16 protein-coding genes and 1 pseudogene are annotated in these 17,261 nt (G+C 63.3%); 9 read left to right on the forward strand and 8 right to left on the reverse strand.

Annotation, left to right across the window (positions count from 1 at the left end; translation table 11 throughout):
- Positions 1 to 123: 123 nt before the first annotated feature.
- The 3 genes and pseudogenes from CSQ99_RS10960 to CSQ99_RS10970 all read left to right on the forward strand — a co-directional run.
- Positions 124 to 405 (forward strand): annotated as a pseudogene (locus CSQ99_RS10960) (ArsR/SmtB family transcription factor); the annotation flags it as partial.
- Position 406: 1 nt separating this feature from the next.
- Complete coding sequence (locus CSQ99_RS10965) at positions 407 to 898, forward strand: SRPBCC family protein (protein ID WP_099039078.1); 492 nt, start codon at positions 407 to 409, stop codon at positions 896 to 898.
- The gene (locus CSQ99_RS10970) at positions 895 to 1,524 is read left to right on the forward strand and encodes a maleylpyruvate isomerase family mycothiol-dependent enzyme (protein ID WP_099039079.1); all 630 of its coding nucleotides are present in this window, start codon (positions 895 to 897) and stop codon (positions 1,522 to 1,524) included. The genes CSQ99_RS10965 and CSQ99_RS10970 overlap by 4 nt, the downstream gene beginning before the upstream one ends.
- 68 nt (positions 1,525 to 1,592) lie before the next feature.
- On the opposite strand, the gene CSQ99_RS10975 is transcribed toward CSQ99_RS10970, so the two are convergent.
- The 5 genes from CSQ99_RS10975 to CSQ99_RS10995 all read right to left on the reverse strand — a co-directional run bounded on the left by CSQ99_RS10975 (position 1,593) and on the right by CSQ99_RS10995 (position 6,091).
- Positions 1,593 to 2,867 carry an MFS transporter gene (locus CSQ99_RS10975; protein ID WP_099039080.1) on the reverse strand — a complete coding sequence of 425 codons (1,275 nt, stop codon included), beginning with the start codon at positions 2,865 to 2,867 and terminating at the stop codon, positions 1,593 to 1,595.
- On the reverse strand, positions 2,864 to 3,973 hold the full coding sequence (locus tag CSQ99_RS10980) for a PLP-dependent cysteine synthase family protein (protein ID WP_099039081.1): 1,110 nt from the start codon (positions 3,971 to 3,973) through the stop codon (positions 2,864 to 2,866). The genes CSQ99_RS10975 and CSQ99_RS10980 overlap by 4 nt, the downstream gene beginning before the upstream one ends.
- Positions 3,974 to 4,080: 107 nt before the next feature.
- Entirely contained in the window at positions 4,081 to 4,494 is a 414-nt protein-coding gene (gene lpqS, locus CSQ99_RS10985) for a putative copper homeostasis (lipo)protein LpqS (protein WP_099039082.1), read from the reverse strand.
- Between the two features lie 308 nt (positions 4,495 to 4,802).
- A complete protein-coding gene (locus CSQ99_RS10990; RefSeq protein WP_099039083.1) occupies positions 4,803 to 5,723 on the reverse strand; it encodes a M56 family metallopeptidase in 921 nt (306 codons plus the stop codon).
- Positions 5,720 to 6,091 carry a BlaI/MecI/CopY family transcriptional regulator gene (locus CSQ99_RS10995; RefSeq protein WP_099039198.1) on the reverse strand — a complete coding sequence of 124 codons (372 nt, stop codon included), beginning with the start codon at positions 6,089 to 6,091 and terminating at the stop codon, positions 5,720 to 5,722. The genes CSQ99_RS10990 and CSQ99_RS10995 overlap by 4 nt, the downstream gene beginning before the upstream one ends.
- Before the next feature lie 274 nt (positions 6,092 to 6,365).
- Between CSQ99_RS10995 and CSQ99_RS11000 the strand changes: the two genes are divergently transcribed.
- Positions 6,366 to 7,106 (forward strand): response regulator transcription factor, encoded by a 741-nt coding sequence (locus CSQ99_RS11000; protein ID WP_176560975.1) that lies wholly within the window; start codon positions 6,366 to 6,368, stop codon positions 7,104 to 7,106.
- Positions 7,103 to 8,296: a sensor histidine kinase gene (locus CSQ99_RS11005; protein ID WP_099039085.1), complete on the forward strand. Its 1,194-nt coding sequence runs from the start codon at positions 7,103 to 7,105 to the stop codon at positions 8,294 to 8,296. Before CSQ99_RS11000 ends, CSQ99_RS11005 begins: the two co-directional genes overlap by 4 nt.
- Before the next feature lie 12 nt (positions 8,297 to 8,308).
- On the opposite strand, the gene CSQ99_RS11010 is transcribed toward CSQ99_RS11005, so the two are convergent.
- Positions 8,309 to 8,998: a DUF305 domain-containing protein gene (locus tag CSQ99_RS11010; RefSeq protein WP_099039199.1), complete on the reverse strand. Its 690-nt coding sequence runs from the start codon at positions 8,996 to 8,998 to the stop codon at positions 8,309 to 8,311.
- Between the two features lie 379 nt (positions 8,999 to 9,377).
- Between CSQ99_RS11010 and CSQ99_RS11015 the strand changes: the two genes are divergently transcribed.
- The 3 genes from CSQ99_RS11015 to CSQ99_RS11025 all read left to right on the forward strand — a co-directional run bounded on the left by CSQ99_RS11015 (position 9,378) and on the right by CSQ99_RS11025 (position 12,016).
- Entirely contained in the window at positions 9,378 to 10,088 is a 711-nt protein-coding gene (locus CSQ99_RS11015; protein WP_099039086.1) for a YcnI family protein, read from the forward strand.
- Positions 10,089 to 10,472: 384 nt separating this feature from the next.
- The gene (locus CSQ99_RS31320; protein ID WP_245908859.1) at positions 10,473 to 10,646 is read left to right on the forward strand and encodes a hypothetical protein; all 174 of its coding nucleotides are present in this window, start codon (positions 10,473 to 10,475) and stop codon (positions 10,644 to 10,646) included.
- Positions 10,643 to 12,016: a hypothetical protein gene (locus CSQ99_RS11025; protein WP_099039088.1), complete on the forward strand. Its 1,374-nt coding sequence runs from the start codon at positions 10,643 to 10,645 to the stop codon at positions 12,014 to 12,016. The genes CSQ99_RS31320 and CSQ99_RS11025 overlap by 4 nt, the downstream gene beginning before the upstream one ends.
- Before the next feature lie 136 nt (positions 12,017 to 12,152).
- On the opposite strand, the gene CSQ99_RS11030 is transcribed toward CSQ99_RS11025, so the two are convergent.
- Both CSQ99_RS11030 and CSQ99_RS11035 read right to left on the reverse strand, forming a co-directional pair.
- Entirely contained in the window at positions 12,153 to 13,082 is a 930-nt protein-coding gene (locus tag CSQ99_RS11030) for an SDR family NAD(P)-dependent oxidoreductase (protein ID WP_099039089.1), read from the reverse strand.
- A gap of 54 nt (positions 13,083 to 13,136) precedes the next feature.
- Positions 13,137 to 14,027, reverse strand: coding sequence for an alpha/beta fold hydrolase (locus CSQ99_RS11035; protein ID WP_099039090.1), 891 nt, complete (start codon positions 14,025 to 14,027; stop codon positions 13,137 to 13,139).
- Between the two features lie 303 nt (positions 14,028 to 14,330).
- Here CSQ99_RS11035 and CSQ99_RS11040 point away from each other — a divergent pair, with 303 nt between their 5' ends.
- Positions 14,331 to 17,174: an ATP-binding protein gene (locus tag CSQ99_RS11040; RefSeq protein ID WP_141562658.1), complete on the forward strand. Its 2,844-nt coding sequence runs from the start codon at positions 14,331 to 14,333 to the stop codon at positions 17,172 to 17,174.
- Positions 17,175 to 17,261: the final 87 nt, after the last annotated feature.

Genomic DNA, 17,261 nt, shown 5'->3' on the forward strand with positions numbered 1-17,261 from the left:
GATGACCGACCAGCGCCTGGGCATCCAACAGTTCCCGATCAGCGCGCTCCATGCCCTGCATCAACTCATCATCCCAGCTCAACGCCCATTTCATAGAAGGCACGCCGATTATTCAGCGCCCTCCTAGCTGACGGCACGCGACGGGCAATCGTCGAGTGCCTGGCTGATGGCCCATTGGCGGTTGGTGAGTTGGCTCGCCAGCTGCCGGTGAGCCGACCCGCTGTTTCACAACATCTAAAGGTGCTCAAATCGGCCGGACTGGTACGGGACCGGGCCGCAGGCACTCGTCGCGTCTACCAACTCGATATGGGCGGCATCGAGGCGTTGCGGGCGGACCTCGACCAGTTCTGGGCGAAGGCCCTTGGCAACTTCAAGCAAATGGCCGATCAAGGAGAAGGAAAATAGAATGAGCTCATCGCACGTCGAACCGATACGGCATCAGGTCGCCGTCCATGCCCCGATCGAGCGCGCATTCGCGTTGTTCACCAACAAGTTTGACGCGATCAAACCCCGCGAGCACAACCTGCTCGCGGTCCCAATCGCCGAAACCGTGTTCGAACCTCGCGCGGGTGGGCATATATACGACATCGGCGTCGACGGCAGCCGGTGTCAGTGGGCGCGAGTCCTCGTATATGAGCCGCCATCTCGTGTCGTATTCACCTGGGACATCGGCCCGACCTGGCAAGTCGAGACCGATCTCACCAAGACCAGCGAGGTTGAAGTGCGATTCATTGCCGAGTCGGAGGAGCGTACCCGCGTCGAGTTGGAACACCGCAACCTCGAACGCCACGGCACCGGGTGGCGCTCCGTCGCCGACGGAGTCGACGGCGAAGCAGGGTGGCCGCTTTACCTGTCGCGCTACGCCGAGCAGGTGGGAACCGAGGTGACATCGCCATGAGTGCAGTGGATGAGAAGTCTTTGATGGATATGGCCCGTGAGGAACGTGCCGACCTCGCGACCTTTCTCGCGACGTTGACGCCCGTGGAGTGGACGGCGCCCAGCCTCTGCGATAAATGGAGCGTCAAGGATGTCGTCGCCCACATGGTGAGTTACGAGGACCTCGGTTTAGTCGGACTGATCACGCGCTTTCTGAAGGGTCGTATCGTGCGCGCCAACGAGGTTGGTGTCGAGGAGTTTTCACCGATGACACCTGAGGACCTGCTGGAGTTTCTCAACAACCATCTGCAACCACGCGGGCTGACCGCTGGATTCGGCGGAATGATCGCACTTGTTGACGCCACGATTCACCACCAGGACATCCGGCGTGCACTCGGTCACCCGCGCGTCGTACCCATCGACCGATTGGAACGGATTCTCCCGCTCGTCCCTAGCAATCCACGGCTTGGCGCCGGAAAACGAATACGTGGGTTGCGACTTCAGGCGACCGATGCGGATTGGACGCACGGCAGCGGACCAGAAGTGGTTGGTCCCGGTGAGGCTCTGCTGATGGCGATGACCGGTCGCCGCGTGGCCATCGATGAACTCACCGGAGCTGGCCAGCCGATACTGGCCGGACGCTTCTGAGCGCTACGAGGGACTCGCAGCTGGAGCAATCCGTTCCTCCCTCAACTGTCTCGCGGCGAAGTGGCTGTCTATGTTGTCCGCGATTGAGCGGTATACGTTGGGGTGCTGGACAATTCGGGGACCAGGCGTCCGGTTCGGTCGAGCCGGTATAGGGCTGCGGCAGCTGCTAACCCGACAGCTGTCAACGCGAGCCAGATGAGTTCTTCGTGGCCAGCGGTGCGGGCGGCTTGCATCAGCGCGCCGGTGGCCAGATTGCCGGTCAGAATGCCGATGCCCACGATCGTGTTGTAGAAGCCGTAATGCGTGCCGACCAATCGGTTGTTGGCCAGCGAGACAACGGTGTCCATCTCGAACGGAAACACTGCAGCGGAGCCAGCGGCAAGCACTGCTGCTGTAACGACCAGGGCGATGACTGCTGCGAGCTCGCCGAACCGTGCTCCGTTGGGGAACGCAATCATCGGCGTGAAGGCCGCTGCAAGGATCAGCATGCCGATCACCAGCGAATGCCCCGACCCCCAGCGCTTGGTGAACCACCGGGTGATGCGTAGCTGCCCCGCGACGGCCACGAGCCCCGACATGACGAAGATCATGGCAACGGTGAGCGATTCATGTTCGGGTACGAGGATTTTGGCGTGCAATGGCAGGGCCAGGTACACCTGGAAGGACAAAACGTAACAGCCGATCATTGCAGTGGAGAACAGTAAAAAGGACCGGTTCGAGAGGACGGTCCGCCAATCCTGCAGTACGGTGCTCTTCTCGGTTTGCGGTGTCGCACGATGCTGCGGCAAGGCGAACAGCTGGGCCACGGTCAGGACCGCGAAGACAGCCGCCGCCGATGCGGCGACTATGCGGAAGTCGAGGGCCAACAGCGCAAGTCCGACCAACGGTCCGGCAAGTATTCCCGCTTGATAGAAGATGTTGAAGGTCGCGAACGCCTCCACGCGTCGTGGTCCTGAATCGGCGGCAAGGTAGGCACGCACAGCTGGGTTGAACAGTGCGCCCGCGAAACCTGTTGCTGCGGAGGCGATCAGCAGTGCGGGTAGCGAATCGGCAACCACTAATAGGGCGAATCCGCCGGTGCGCAGTATGCACCCGGCAACGATCAGCGGCTTGAATCCCAGGCGGTCAGCGAGTGTACCGCCGACGATGAACATGCCCTGCTGAGAGAAGTTCCGTACGCCCAGCACAAGTCCGATTGCCCACGCCGCAAGGCCAAGCGGTCCGGCGAGGTATCCCGCCAGATAGGGCATCAGCATGTAGAAACCGACGTTGATGCCGAACTGGTTGATCATCAACATCCGGCTGGGCCAGCCGAAGCTGCGAAACTGCGCGGAGAATCTCATCGCGGCACCACTGTCGGATCCGCAATGGACGGCGTACGTGTCCAGGATGTGACGACATGATTGCGTGGATCGGTGATGAGTTCTGGATTTCGTGGCGGACTGCCGGCAAGCAACCCGTTGACGCCGCAGTAGTCGTCGTTGTAGACGGTGTCGAAGTAGCGTTGTGGCCCATCGGGAAAGATCGCCGCGACAGTTGCATTCGATGGATTCGTCCTCGCGACCCATCCGGCGACCAGGGCGACGGCGCCAACACTCCAGCCACCTGTGGCGTAGTGAGTAGCCGCCAGTGTGCGGCATGCCCACACGGCCTCCCGGGGAGCGACCCAGTGAACTTCATTGAAGGCGGCGTAGTCCACATTACGAGGGTAAATACTCGACCCCAGCCCTCGCATCAACCGGGGTCGTGCAGGCTGACCAAAAATGGTTGAGCCGATTGTGTCGACCCCGATGAGCTGCAAATCAGGATTGGTTTCGCGTAGCACGCGCGCGATCCCGGCCGAATGACCTCCGGTGCCGACGGAGCAGACGAGTATCTCGATCGCCCCTAGTTGCGCTGACAACTCTTCTGCAAGACCCCGATAGGCGTCGACATTATCGGGATTGTTGTATTGATCCGGGTACCACGCTTCGGGGTCTGATTCGAGCAGTTCCATCACCCGATTGCGACGTGCCTGCTGCCACCCGCCGTCGGGATGCGGTTCGGTGACGACATCGACATCAGCACCGTAGGCGGTCAGCATCCGCGAGATGATCGGTTCGAGTCCGGGATCTGTGACCAAAGTTACTGGGTGGTCGTACACGGTGCCGGCCAAGGCTAGCCCCAGTCCCAATGTGCCGCTTGTTGATTCGACGATGCGGCCGCCGGTACGCAGGTCGCCGCGGGCGCGGCCTCTCTCGACCATGTGTAGCGCTGGACGGTCCTTCATCCCGCCGGGGTTGAACCCCTCGAGTTTGGCCCAGAACCCGCGGCTGTCGTCGGTGAACGGCGCCGAGATTCGCAGGACAGGCGTATTTCCTATCATCGTCGCCGGCTTGTCGAAGCGTCGCAGGCGTTGATGATGGGTCGCGTAGTGGTGTGGTGAGTGAACGGACAGAGCATGGCTCATGAACGCGGGTCACTTTCGGTGATGCCACGACAATCCTTGCCGCGGCGGCTGACATGAGTAGCGGTCACCGACTCACGCCTCGGGGACGTGAGTCTGGCGCTACCGAATCAGCGGCGCGCGATGCAGAGCCGAAGCAGCAGCTGCTGCCCGGCGACGAGACAACTACCCCATCTCGGGGGGCCTCGGATGACAGATGACGCACCTGTGGCCAAGCGCAGGAATGCGACGCCGATAACGGCGACGAGGCCGATCGCAGCCAGCAGCGTCACCGAACGCGGCAGGGCCGCTTCGGCGAAAGCTACCGGTGTCACGGCGACGGAACCGTCTTGCACATGTGGATGCTCGACGACAGCAGCAGAGTCATTCAAGGAGTGGGATGACAGTGCATGCGGACCATGATGCGCCGGGGGGCTGTGGTCGGTGAGCTTCCATCCTGTTCCCGCGGCGAGCACGACGAGCACGACCAGTAGCGCGATGACGGCGTGCCGTCGCGCACCAAAGGGAGCGTCGTTGTACCTCACAATGCAGCCGACTGTAGCAGCGGATCGAGCTTGATTCGGAGACCCGCCGATTCGACGCCATGTTGTAATCGCGCCGCGATAACCGCGTATCGCTGGCTCATCGCGCCGCGCAGTCATTTCGGTCATTGGCCGAGTTTTATTGACCAGTAATGCTTTTGACGAAACCTTTATCATTCGCGCACAGGCATACATGCTGCTTATCTACGGTTCTGCTCCGTAGATTTCCGTTTGCCTACCGAATCGACACTCGCTGCATACGTGATTGCTCCAGATCGGAATCACCCCCTGGGGGATATCTGGCCGGCCGCTCAGTGATGACACAGCAGTTCGATGAGGCCCGGCGCGCTGAGCATCACGGCCATGCTTCCTGCGAGCATCAGTCTCTGGCTCCATTTGGCACGCCCGCGAGCGGGCTGTGCAAGCCGCATCGCTCGCGCTGCCACCGCAGTGCCGGCCGCTGCCAGTCCTTCGGCGGGCACTGGGTGGCGTGCTTCTGCCATGGCAAGCAAACCGCCCAGGATGGGGCTGACACCGTGCCGCCGGGCGGCAGCGTCGTCGGCGCACATCTCCAGCAGGTCAGCGACCGCACGAGCGCTCTGTTGCATTAATGGCAGTGGGAGAGCCGCAGCCATTGCTCGCAGCATCATCAATATCTGGTGGTGCCGACCCGCGATATGTGCCTGCTCATGCGCCAGGACGGCCGCGAGCTCGGAGCGGGCCAATGTCGACCAAGCAGCGCTGGTTACCACGATTGCGGGAGGGTGCCCGGACACGCAGTAGGCCGCCGACCTCTGGGCGTCGATGATGACCACGCCGGGACGCGAGGTCGGCCGGCCCACCAGCAGCACAGCATTGGCGTGCTCCCGGCTTCGAGACCTCAGTCGCGTGACCCACCGACTGGTTCTGACCAAGAAAATGATGGACAAAGCGGTGCCGGCGATCGTCAACGCGATGGATCCGCTGAGGCCGGGTAGCCCCCCGTGCTCGGAGAGACCGAACAGCTCCAGGCACAAGGTGACTGCCGACGTGCCCAACATGCCGTCGATCGCTGCCACACCGATGAGCGCGACGGCGATGACCCACGCGATGAGCGTCGCTGCGATCGCCGTCAACCACGCCGCCACTCCCATCTGAGGGCTGACGCCGGACTTGGTGAGCCGTCGCAGTAGTGATGGCGAAAGCCAAGCCAGCGCGGCGCCGTAAAGCAGCAGCCATAAGCCAGTGGTCATCGTCGCCTGTTACCGCCACGACGCAACGCCGAGCGCAATTGTGCAGATTCTTCAGCGCTCATTTGCTCGACGAAGAAGGCCAACACAGCGTTGGTGTCGCCGCCCGTCTGGAATGCCGCGCGCATTAGTCGAGCGGAACGCTCTTCGCGGCTCATCACCGGGCGATACAAGTACGCCTTACCGCTGCGTTCACGGCTCAGCCACTCCTTGCGATACAGGTTGTCCATCGTCGACATCACGGTGGTGTACGCGATCTGGCGGTCGGCGGAGAGTTCGTCGAAGATCTGACGCACCGTCACCGGATCCTCGTAGTCCCAAATGAGGTCCATGATGACGGCTTCCAGGTCACCGAAACCTCGCTGCTGCATCGCGTACTCCGCATCGACACGGCCGGGGGCCACCGCGTCACTCGACTGGTCCTTCGACACAATGTAACGGCCGTCTTGTTCGGACGTCTGTGACACGCACACGGCCGCGCGGGTATGTGGGCAGGATCGGGAGTCGACAATCTCATGCCTTCCTCGTTGAACCTTCTCGTAGCACTACGTCGAATCGGTCTTGATTGCGTGAAGATCTGTTCAAGAATCCAGCTGGATCGCTTCACGAGGCCCCACGCGTGAGATGAACAGGCAACATAGTGTGATGGTCGGCCCAGGAGCGTCTCGACAGCCCACGTTTCGTGCACTGGTCGTCGACGATGAGGCACCGCTCGCCGAGGTGGTGGCCAGCTATCTGGAGCGCGAGCAATTCGAAGCCATCGTCGCGGCCAACGGTGCCGACGCGATTACCGTCGCGCGCGAACTCGATCCCGACGTCGTCATCCTCGATCTCGGTCTGCCTGGCATCGACGGTTTGGAGGTATGCCGACAGTTACGTACCTTCTCCGACGCCTACGTCGTCATGCTGACCGCCCGCGACACCGAATTGGATACCGTGCTGGGGCTCACAGTCGGAGCCGACGATTACATCACCAAACCGTTCAGTCCCCGAGAGCTGGTCGCCCGCATCAGAGCGATGCTTCGGCGGCCACGCACGATGCCCTCCGCGGACGCTTCGGCGCCGGGGATTCCTGCCCCGCCTCCGCGGCACTTCGGTCCACTAACGATCAACGTGTCCGCCCGTGAGGTGAGGATCGGCGGGGAGTCGATCCTTCTCACTCGAACGGAGTTCGACTTACTAGAGGCGCTATCCGCTAGACCCGGCATCGTTCTCAGCCGCCGTCAGCTTCTCGAAGCGATTCGTGACGAAGCCTGGGTCGGCAATGACCACCTGATCGATGTCCACATAGGTCATCTCCGTCGAAAGCTGGGTGATGACGCGGCAGCGCCGCGCTACATCGTGACGCTTCGGGGTGTCGGCTACCGGATGGGGACAGGACAATGATTCCTCGAGTGGCGGGAGACGCTGCACCACGGCCGTCGCGACGTCGACATGGCCTCGGCGTCCGACTCCTCCTGGCGCAAGCGACGGTGCTGTTGGCAGGAGTCTTCACAACCGCGGTGATCGCCGCGATTGTCGGCCCACCGCTTTTCCGGGAGCATCTTCATCGCGCCGGTGTGCCCGCCAACTCGATGGAAGAGGTTCATGCCGAAGAGGCGTACATCTACGCCACCGTGTTTTCGGTCGGTGGCGCTCTCGCGGTGTCGGCGCTCACCGCTTTGGCTGTCGGCTGGTATATCAGTCGTCGGTTGCAGCGCTCCGTCACCGAAGTCGCTTCTGCGGCAGCGGAGGTGGCGCAAGGACGCTATGACATTCGGGTTTCGCCGCCAGAATTGGGTGACGATTTCGAGGCCCTCGCCAGCGCCTTCAACCAGATGGCGTCCCGACTGCAAACAGTCGAGGCCACTCGCCGACGCCTGTTCAGTGATCTCGCGCATGAAATCCGCACTCCGGTATCCGTTCTCGAGGCCTACTTCGAAGCACTCGAAGACGGTGTTCGAACGTTGGATTCAACTACCGCCGCGATGCTGCGCGACCAGACCGGCCGACTCGTTCGATTCTCCGCCGACTTAGCGGCCTTGGCGCAGGCGGAAGACAGCTCACACTCTATGGAACCCGCCTTGGTGAATATTGAACACGTGGTCGATAAAGTGGCCACTGCGTCCGCCGAACGCTATGCCACCAAAGGTGTTCATCTGCAGATATATTCGAGTGACAGACGCCCTCTGGTCATGGGTGATTTCCAGCGACTTGAACAGGTCATGGCGAATCTGCTCGACAACGCACTTCGCCACACGCACGCCGACGGCAGCGTTGCGGTCACCACCGCGGTCGACTCTGACCATGTAGAGGTATCGGTGGTCGATACCGGCGAGGGAATCACCGCCGAGCATGTGCCACACATCTTCGAACGCTTTTACCGGGCCGACGCCGCACGCGACCGCGACCATGGCGGTGCTGGTATCGGGTTGGCGATCGCGAAGGCGTTGGTAGAGGCTCACGGCGGAACTATCGCTGCGCGCAGCGGCGGCCGGGGTCAGGGATGCACCTTTGCGGTGAGGCTGCCGAAGGCATCCTCACGCGAAGATTCGGCGGCCGCGATCACCAGCGCCAGCGGCCGGGGCGCAATCTAATCGGCCTCGGGGCTACAGGGACTTCAGCAATTGCTCCATCGAAGTGATTTCCTCCTGCTGCGACGACGAAATCTGTCGTGCCATGTCGATGGCGGGCCCAAACTCGCCGTTGTCAATCTCGTTCCGTGCCATCGAGATAGCGCCCCTGTGGTGCTCAATCATCTGGATGAGAAACAGTCGGCTGGCCTCAGTGCTCTTGGCGTTCTGGAGCGCCGCCATATCATTAGGCGACATCATCCCGTCACCGCTCATCCCCGGCATGCTTCCATGAGCCGGCATCTCGTGCCCGGGCATACTTCCATGCCCCGGCATCTCATGTCCGGGCATGCCGCTGGTCATCGGAGGCGCGCCGGCAACGCCCCACTGCGTCAACCAGCCTCGCATCGTCTCGATCTCGGGGGCCTGCGCCGCCTTTATTTCTTGAGCCAGTGAAACGACCCGCGGGTCAATGCCCTCCTTGGCCAGCAGCATGTCACTCATCTCGACCGCCTGCTGATGATGAGGGATCATGCCCTGGGCGAATGCCACATCAGCGTCGTTGTGCGCCTGCGCGTCGGTTGGGGCTGCGTTCGTTGACGATGGCGCTGATGTCGCAGCCGGGCTCGCCGATGGCTGAGTACTCGGCTCGGAATTGCTGCAGGCGCCAACGGTGACTAGTACTGCGGCCGCGGCAATCGCGACCGCAATCTGCTTGTTATGCATCCCTCGACCTCTCGTCAATGTGTCCAAGCGGGCGCCGAGCGCGACGAAGCGCATGACGTCCGTACTGTCCACGGTCCGCTCTCGGCATATGCGTCGTCTCGTTGTTTGATGAAGACTTCGTAAAGGTGGCACCGCCTGCGCGGCGGACGCGCGAAAACCCGACCCGCCGTAGGCCATCTCCACCCATCTACGGTCTTACCCCGTAGACTGTGCCTCGGTGAGGAAGAGCCCCGGACGCGCTCCGGTAAGCGGTAGCCGATCGCATGTGGGAGTGATGGTGTGGACGCAAGCGGACGTCCGTCGCTCAAAAGCAATTCTGAACTGAGGCAGGTACTTTCGAAGCCGATTCGAAGACTGCAATCACAAACGGAGGTGGTCTGTGTTGAAGATTCTTGTGCGCATCGTCGGAATATTCATACTCAGCGGCGTGGCGGCACTGCTTGCAAGTCCGTCAGCGGCCGCGCACGTCGACGCCATCCTCGAGGGTGGGGGACCGGGGGAGACGGGTCTCATCACACTGCGCGTTCCCGGTGAATCAGCTAACCCCGCCACCACCAAAGTAGAAGTGCGCATTCCCGACGACATTCAGATCCGCACCGTGCTGGCTCGGCCGGTTCCGGGCTGGAAACTCGATATCACGAAGAAGAAAACCAATCCGCCGATCTACAGAGACGACGGCACGCCCGTTGACGAGGTGGTGAGTTCGGTGACCTGGACTGCGACGGGCCCGGGAATCCTACCGGGCCAGTTCGACGACTTTGTCCTCGAAGCCGGGCCGCTGCCGGATATCGAGGCTTTGGACTTGCCCACGTATCAGACCTTCGTCGACGGGACCACCGACGCCTGGACGGAACCAGTGCCCGAAGGCAGCGACCCGGAATTCCCGGTGCCGTCAGTGAATCTCGGAGCGAGTTCGGACGGTGCGTCCGGCGGCGGGAGCGCTATGACTTCGGTGATTGCTTGGACCGCTTTAGGTTTCGCAGTGATCGCCGTCGCGCTAGGGATCTTCTCGATAGACCGGGCCCGACGATCCGCTCATCCCGCGCTTGGTGCTGAGGCGCCTCCCGAGCGCTCCACGACCACAGAATAGCAACGGCCCAACGACCGAACATCGTCAGAGATTTGATGGCCTGGGGCGCCTGGTCTTCTTGCGGAAGTGTTGTGCACCAGCGTGAACGCGCCGCGTACTCAAACAACAATCGGCTGGACGGATTTACACATGAGTAGAAGCTGTATTTGGCTAAGGGCGAGCGCAATTGGAGCGGCAGTCGCCTTCTTGGCGGCGTGTGGTTCGGAGCCTTCTGCTCCTAACTCAACTTCTGCTGCGCAGTCGCCCTCCGCGCAGGCCCCTGCGGCGACACCTTCGACGAGTGCTGAGGCGGGGACGGTCGTCGACGTCACCGTCGATAACGGCGCGGTGACACCCACAAACGCGGTGGTTCAAGCTGTCGCGGGACAGCCGATCATGCTTCAGGTGACCAGCGACGCCGTGGACAGCCTGCACGTGCATTCGGTGCCCGAACATGTCTTTGACGTGGCCGCCGCCCCAGACCAGCGCTTCGAGTTCACCGTCGACATCCCCGGTCGCGTCGCCGTGGAGCTGCACGACTTGCACGTCACAGTCGTCACCATCGAAGTGCGACCTTGACGAGCGAAGCCGCCGCGGTGACGGTCCTCGCGCACGGCGTAGGCGGATCGACCGATCTCCCAGTGCCGTTGTCGTACGCGCTGATTGGAGCCGCCTGGGCGTTGGCTGCGACATTCGCCGTCGTCGCTGTGGCCTGGCGGACGCCGCGTTTCGACCCAGCGAAGCCAGGACGCGAGTTACCGGCGTGGGTGACCAACGCCGTCGACTCCACGGTTCTACGATGGATCTTCGCGGCTGCCGCCGCGACCTTCTCGGTCTGGGTGGTCGTCGCTGCGATCTGGGGACCGCAGGGCAGTGACAATGCCCTACCCGGCGTGTTCTACGTGCTGCTGTGGGTCGGGCTCGTCGCCATCTCGGTTGTCGTCGGCCCGGTGTGGCGAGTGATATCGCCTGTGCGAACCATGTGGCGACTCTCGCAGGTCGGGCGGCGAAATGCGACGCCAACAGCGGGGCGGGCGCGGTACCGGCCGCGCTGGGGCTACTGGCCCGCTGTGGTCGGGCTGTTTGCGTTCGTGTGGCTGGAACTAGCGAGTTCCGATCCAGGCTCGCTGACGGCGATAAAGATCTGGATTCTCATCTACGTCATCGCAATGTTGCTTGGCGCAGCATTGTTTGGAACGACCTGGTTCGCCCGAGCCGACCCGTTCGAGGTGTACAGCGTGACCGTCTCGCGGCTGGCACCTTTCAGGAGAAATCGCGCGACAGGACGGATCGTCCTCGGGAATCCACTCGATCATCTGCCGACCATGCCGGTGCGGCCAGGCACCGTAGCGGTGATGGCGGTGCTCCTCGGATCCACCGCGTTCGACAGTTTCTCGCAGTCCGCTACCTTCAGCAACTTCGTCAATCGCAACGCTGCGGCCATTCCTCTGCTCGGAGATACCGCGGGTGGCACGGTGTTGCGAACCGTCGGGCTGTTGCTTTTCGTGCTTGCCGTCGGCGTGACATTCTCCGGTGCGGCTCGCGCGGCCGCCGGTGTCAGTCGCGAGCGACGCCGTGAGTTACCGGGGCTACTCGCGCACAGTCTCATTCCCATAGTCGTGGGCTACATTTTCGCGCATTACCTCTCTTATCTCGTCGAGCGGGGCCAGGAGACCATCGTGCGGCTCGGCGACCCGCTGGGCAGGGGCTGGCACCTACTCGGCCTGGACTCCGGCGACGTGCAGTACTTTCTTTCTCTGAATCCGACCTTGCTGTGGACGATCAAGGTCACCTCCGTGGTCATCGGGCATGTGTTGGCTGTGATCGCCGCGCACGACAAGGCATTGCGGGTGCTGCCCGTAGGTCATCAACTGACCGGTCAGCTCGCGATGATGCTGACCATGGTCGGCTATACCTTTGCCGGCCTGTACCTACTGTTCGGAGCGTGACCTGAGACCGCGGGAATCGGGACGCGGCATTACCGCCTCGGACAATGCGCCGGAGACGAACTTGGTAGGGACCATCAAGGCAGACTCCGGCCGTGGTTCTCAAACCCATGGCAGTGGGCTGGCCTGCGTGCGATGACTATCCAACCGCTGTCAGCGATGCCGCCTCGTGCCACAGACGTGTCGCGTTGTCACCGTCGAGCGCGTACTTCGCGACCCCGCCGGCACGACCGAGCGTCTCAGCGCGTTCGGTCACCACGTCGGCTTCGTTGTTGTTCTCGAAGTAGCGCCCCCCGATCCCGTCGACGAGCGGCGAGGCCGCCAACAGAACCGATGTCGCCGCGCCTTGTTCGATGGTCTTCTGAAACTCCTCGGGGGTGCGCAAACCACCGGTGTGCTTCTGGAGGCCGGTGGCGATCGCGCCCGGATTCAATGCGTTGGAGACGATTCCGTGGTCGGCCCACCGTGCAGTCACTTCGACGGCCAGCAGTACGGTCGCCGTCTTCGACTGACCGTAAGCGGTCATCGGATCGTAGGGGCGAAACCGGTAATGGAGGTCGTCGAATACCACAGGCGAGAACAGGTGGCCCGTGGAACTGACCGACACCACACGCGCGCCGCCAGCCGAGGCGAGAGGCTCCCGAAGTTCAACGACGAGCGCGAAATGGCCAAGGAAGTTGCTCGCGAACTGCATCTCACACCCGAGCGCGCTGCGCTGCAGCTCGGGCAGGGCCATGATTCCGGCATTGTTCACCAGAATGTGCAGGGGACCTCTCCACGCCCGCGCGAATGCCGAAATCGATGCGAGATCGGACAAATCGAGTCGGACCGCCTCGATGGCGTCATTTCCCGTGGCCTGTCTCAGCTCTTCGGCGACTTTATGGCCCGCGTCGAGTCGACGGACCCCCAGCACGACCTCTGCGCCGGCCGCCGCCAGTGCACGAGCAGTCTCCACGCCCAGTCCGCTCGTCGCGCCAGTGACCACCGACCGCTTCCCTGCGAGGTCGACCCCACGAATCACCTCGTCAGCTGTCGACTCGAATCCGAATGGCGTTGTGAACTTCTGCATTAGCTGATTTTCGTTCCGTCGTGGGGAATCAGCGCTGTGCCTTGGCCGACCGCATCAGTTCCCCGTCGCGGTGCCGCTCAGTGCTCGCGGCATGAAGTCGCGGATGTATCCGCTGATTTCCTCGCCGTGAGTTTCCAGTGCGAAGTGGCCGGCGTCGAGAAGGTGGAATTCCCCGTTGGGGAAGTCGCGGCGGAACGCCTCGGCGCCGGGGGCGCCGAAGATTTCGTCGTTCTTGCCCCAGGTGACCAGCAGCGGAGGCTGGTGGGTGCGGAAGTATTCCTGGAAGGCGGGGTAGCCGTCGAGGTTGAACTGGTAGTCCCAGAACAGTTGTAGCTGGACAGCGTCGTTGCCCTTGCGATCCAGGCCGAGTTGGTCGAGCTGCCAGGTTTCGGGCGCGATTCGATCGAGCCGATCGGCGGGTACGCCATGGGTGTACTGCCAGTAGGTGGTTTCGGGGGTGAACTTTTCGCGCACGCCGTCTTCGTTCGCAGCGCGGTCCTTGGCGTGGGCGAACAGGATGTCCCAGAACGGGGTGAAGCCTTCCACGTAGGCGTTTCCGCTCTGGGTGATCAGCGCGGTGATCCGTTCGGGCCGTCGGCTCGCGATCCGTAGGCCGATCGGCGCGCCATAGTCGTGGATGTAAAGGGCGAACCGGTCGAGACCTAGGTGAGTGATCAGGCCTTCGGTGATCTCGGTGAGGCGATCGAAGCTGTAGGTGAACTGCGTCGTTGTCGGCATCGCTGAGCGGCCGAATCCGATGTGGTCAGGGGCCACGAGGTGGTATGCGTCAGCCAGGGAGTTGATCAGGTTGCGGAACATGTGAGAGCTGGACGGAAAGCCGTGCAGCAGCAGCAACGTGGGGTTGTTCGGATCGCCGGCCTCGCGATAGAACACCTCGAGTCGGTCGATTGTCGCCGTGTTGTACCGGGTGGCAAAAGCACTCATTGACGTCACCTATTCGGAAGCTGCCGTCGCGTGCTCGAACCGGCAGGGCAGTGGGCGTGGTGTGCGAGTCGGCGTTGCCGACGCACTGGAGCCGACCACAGAACCATGCCGGTGCGAATCCGGGATGTACCCCAGTGGTTAAAAAGCTAAGCGGAAAACGGAACGAATGGGCGTTGAGTGATTGACGCCTGGCGCGCAATCGGAGCGGGCGGTGCCAGGGCGTTCCCAGGACGCGAAACTCGCGCATCGCTGCCAGACCGCGCTGGTCAGATCTATTGTCTGTGTTCAGTAGCGGAATGGGCTGTGTCAGCGTCTCAACCGGTGATGGGCGGGGGGAACACGTTGACCGGTGATCGGAAACACCCAGCTGGCGTCACCGGCGTCCTGCTCGGGCGGGCAGCCGAGTGCGCGATGCTCGACAAGCTCGCAACCGACGTCCGCGGAGGCTTCACCGGCACACTGTTGTTCATCGGCGAACCCGGTGTCGGAAAGACCCGACTGTTGCAGTACATGGCGGACTCAGCTGCCGATGTGACGACGCTATGGATTGTCGGAGCGCAATCGGAGTTGCGATTGGGCTTCGCTGCACTGCACCGGCTCGTCATGCCCTATCTCGACCGTCTGGACAGGCTGACCGGCCCGCACCGCAATGCGCTGGAGGTGACGTTCGGCCTCACCGGGGGACCACCACCGAGCCGACTTCTGGTGAGCCTGGCTGCATTAGCGTTGCTGTCGCACGTCGCCGCGGAGCGGCCGGTGGTCTGCCTGATCGACGATGCCCAGTGGCTGGACCAGGAATCGCTTGCCGTTCTGGGATTCATCGCGCGGCGCCTGCACGCCGACCCCATCGGGATGGTGTTCAGCGCCCGCGAACACGCCGGCGACCTGATCGCGTTGGACGGATTGGCGACTCGGCGGATCGCAGCACTGGATACGGCGTCGGCTCACAGCATCCTCGACGAAGCCGTTTCCGGCCCACTGGATCCGCGAGTGTCAGCGCGCGTGATCGACGAGACAGGCGGCAACCCCTTGGCGATGCTGGAGCTTGTCGGGGAACTCAGCGCCGAACAGTTGGCCGGGCGGTTCCCGTTGCCGCGCCGACTGCCGGTCGGACGCCGGGTTGACGTTCACTTCCTGGCGCAGGTCGCCACACTGTCCCCGGACGCCCGAACCGTACTACTCGTCGCCGCGGCCTGCGCCGACGACGATCCATTGACCGTGTGGCTAGCCGCTGCGCTGCTAGGTGTAGCTGCGGCAGCGGCCGACCCCGTTGTGCAGCAAGGGATCCTATCCCTCGAACCGCGCGTCGCGTTCCGGCATCCCCTCATACGCTCGGCGGTGTACGACGGTGCGACCCCCGAGGAGCGCCAGCGTGTGCACGACGCTCTAGCCACAGTGGCCGTCGGTAACGGTGATGACGACCAGGCCGCCTGGCACCGGGCGGCCGCCGTGACGTCCCCCGACGAGACCATCGCCGCAGACTTGCAGGCCTCGGCGGAGCGAGCTCAGCGAAGGGGTGGCTACACCATGCAGGCCGCGTTCTTGACGCGCGCGGCTGAGCTGTCGCCCCACACCCGAGACCGTGCGCTGCGGTATCTGGCTGCCGCGGAGGCCCACCTGGCGGCCGGTGACGGCCCGCTCGCCGAGGCCTTGCTGGACTTGGCGACTTCGGGGCACGACGGCGCCGGCATGCACGTCGCGGTGCAGCGCCTGCGCGCAGCGATCTCGGTGTTCTTCTCTCGGCACAAAGACGCGCCCGCCATCCTGTTAGGTGCGGCGACGAAGGTGGAGCCGGCCGACCTCTCCTTGATCCGGCAGATTCTGTTCGATGCCATGCAAGCCGCAATCGTCGCCCGCCAATACACCAACGGCACGACCCTTGAAGAGGTGGCGCATGCGGCGCTCGCTGCCGGGCCGGACCCGCGCCGGCCGCCCAGCGGCATCGACTTGCTTCTGGATGGTTTCGCAACCCGCATCGCCCGGGGTTACGCCGATGCGGTCCCGCTGCTGCGGGCCGCGGTGGCAATGATGTTCACCGACGAGACGGCTGCTCACGCCGGCATCCCGTCGACGATTCTGGGATGGTTCGCCGCCGACGACGTGTGGGACGAGCACGGTCGTCGGGCGATGTTCGAACGCGCCCAAGCAATCGAGCGCCGCCAGGGGGCACTCGGGGCGATGCGGATCACGCTCGCCGGGCTCTCGACAAGCCAGGCCTGGGCAGGACAGATGGACGATGCCGAGAACAGCTACGGTGAGGCCGCCGAGATCTCGGCGCTGATCGGGGTGCCGCTTCCCGCTACGACCGGAGTGTTGTTGGAAGTGCGTGCCTGGCAGGGCCGCGAAAGTGAGAGCCGCGCGGTGGCGTCCTCGACCGCTGATTGGGGTCGTCAGAAGGGCGCCTCGATTCTCGAGATCTTCGCGCTGATGGGTCTGACCGTTTTGGAACTCGGGCTCGGCCGCTACCCGGAAGCGCTTCGATGGGGACTGCAGATCTTTCACGATGACCCGCCGGGCTTCGGGAACCGGGTGCTGCCCGAGGTTGTGGAGGCCGGCGTACGTGGCGGCGACCGAGCCGCTGCTCAAGCGGCGTTGACGCGGCTGACCGAACGCGCGGTCGTCGCTGCCACTCCGTGGGCTCTCGGTCTGCTGGCGAGGTCGCGTGCATTGATGGCGACCGATGCTGAGGCCGAGGTGCACTACCGGGAAGCGATCAGGCAGCTGGCGGGGACCGCGGTGCGCACCGAACTCGCGCGTGCGCACCTCCTCTATGGCGAATGGCTTCGTCGTCAGAAACGTCGCCGCGACGCGCATGCACAGCTGGGCACGGCCTATGACATGTTCATGGCGATGGGGGCCGCCGCGTTCGCCGCCCGTACCGGTGTCGAGCGGCGCGCCGCAGGCGACGCGATGGCGGATGCAGCGGGAGCGCGCAACGCCTTCGGCCTCACACCGCAGGAGGCCCAGGTGGCGCGCCAAGCTAGCTCCGGCGCGACCAACGCCGAAATCGCGAGTCGACTGTTCATCACGACGTCCACCGTCGAATACCACCTCAGCAAGGTCTTTCGAAAACTGGGCATAACCTCCCGCCGACAACTCGCGGCGGCTCTCACCGAAGGCTTGGACGGAGATGCCAGCAGCGAGTGACGTTGACATATTGGCGACTGCGGAACTCCGCGGAAGTTCATCGAGTGTCGAGAACGTAGCGGCGGTTCCGTCCTAGGGGATGAGTGG

This window comes from Mycobacterium neglectum (genome assembly GCF_002591975.1).
GTDB lineage: Bacteria > Actinomycetota > Actinomycetes > Mycobacteriales > Mycobacteriaceae > Mycobacterium > Mycobacterium neglectum.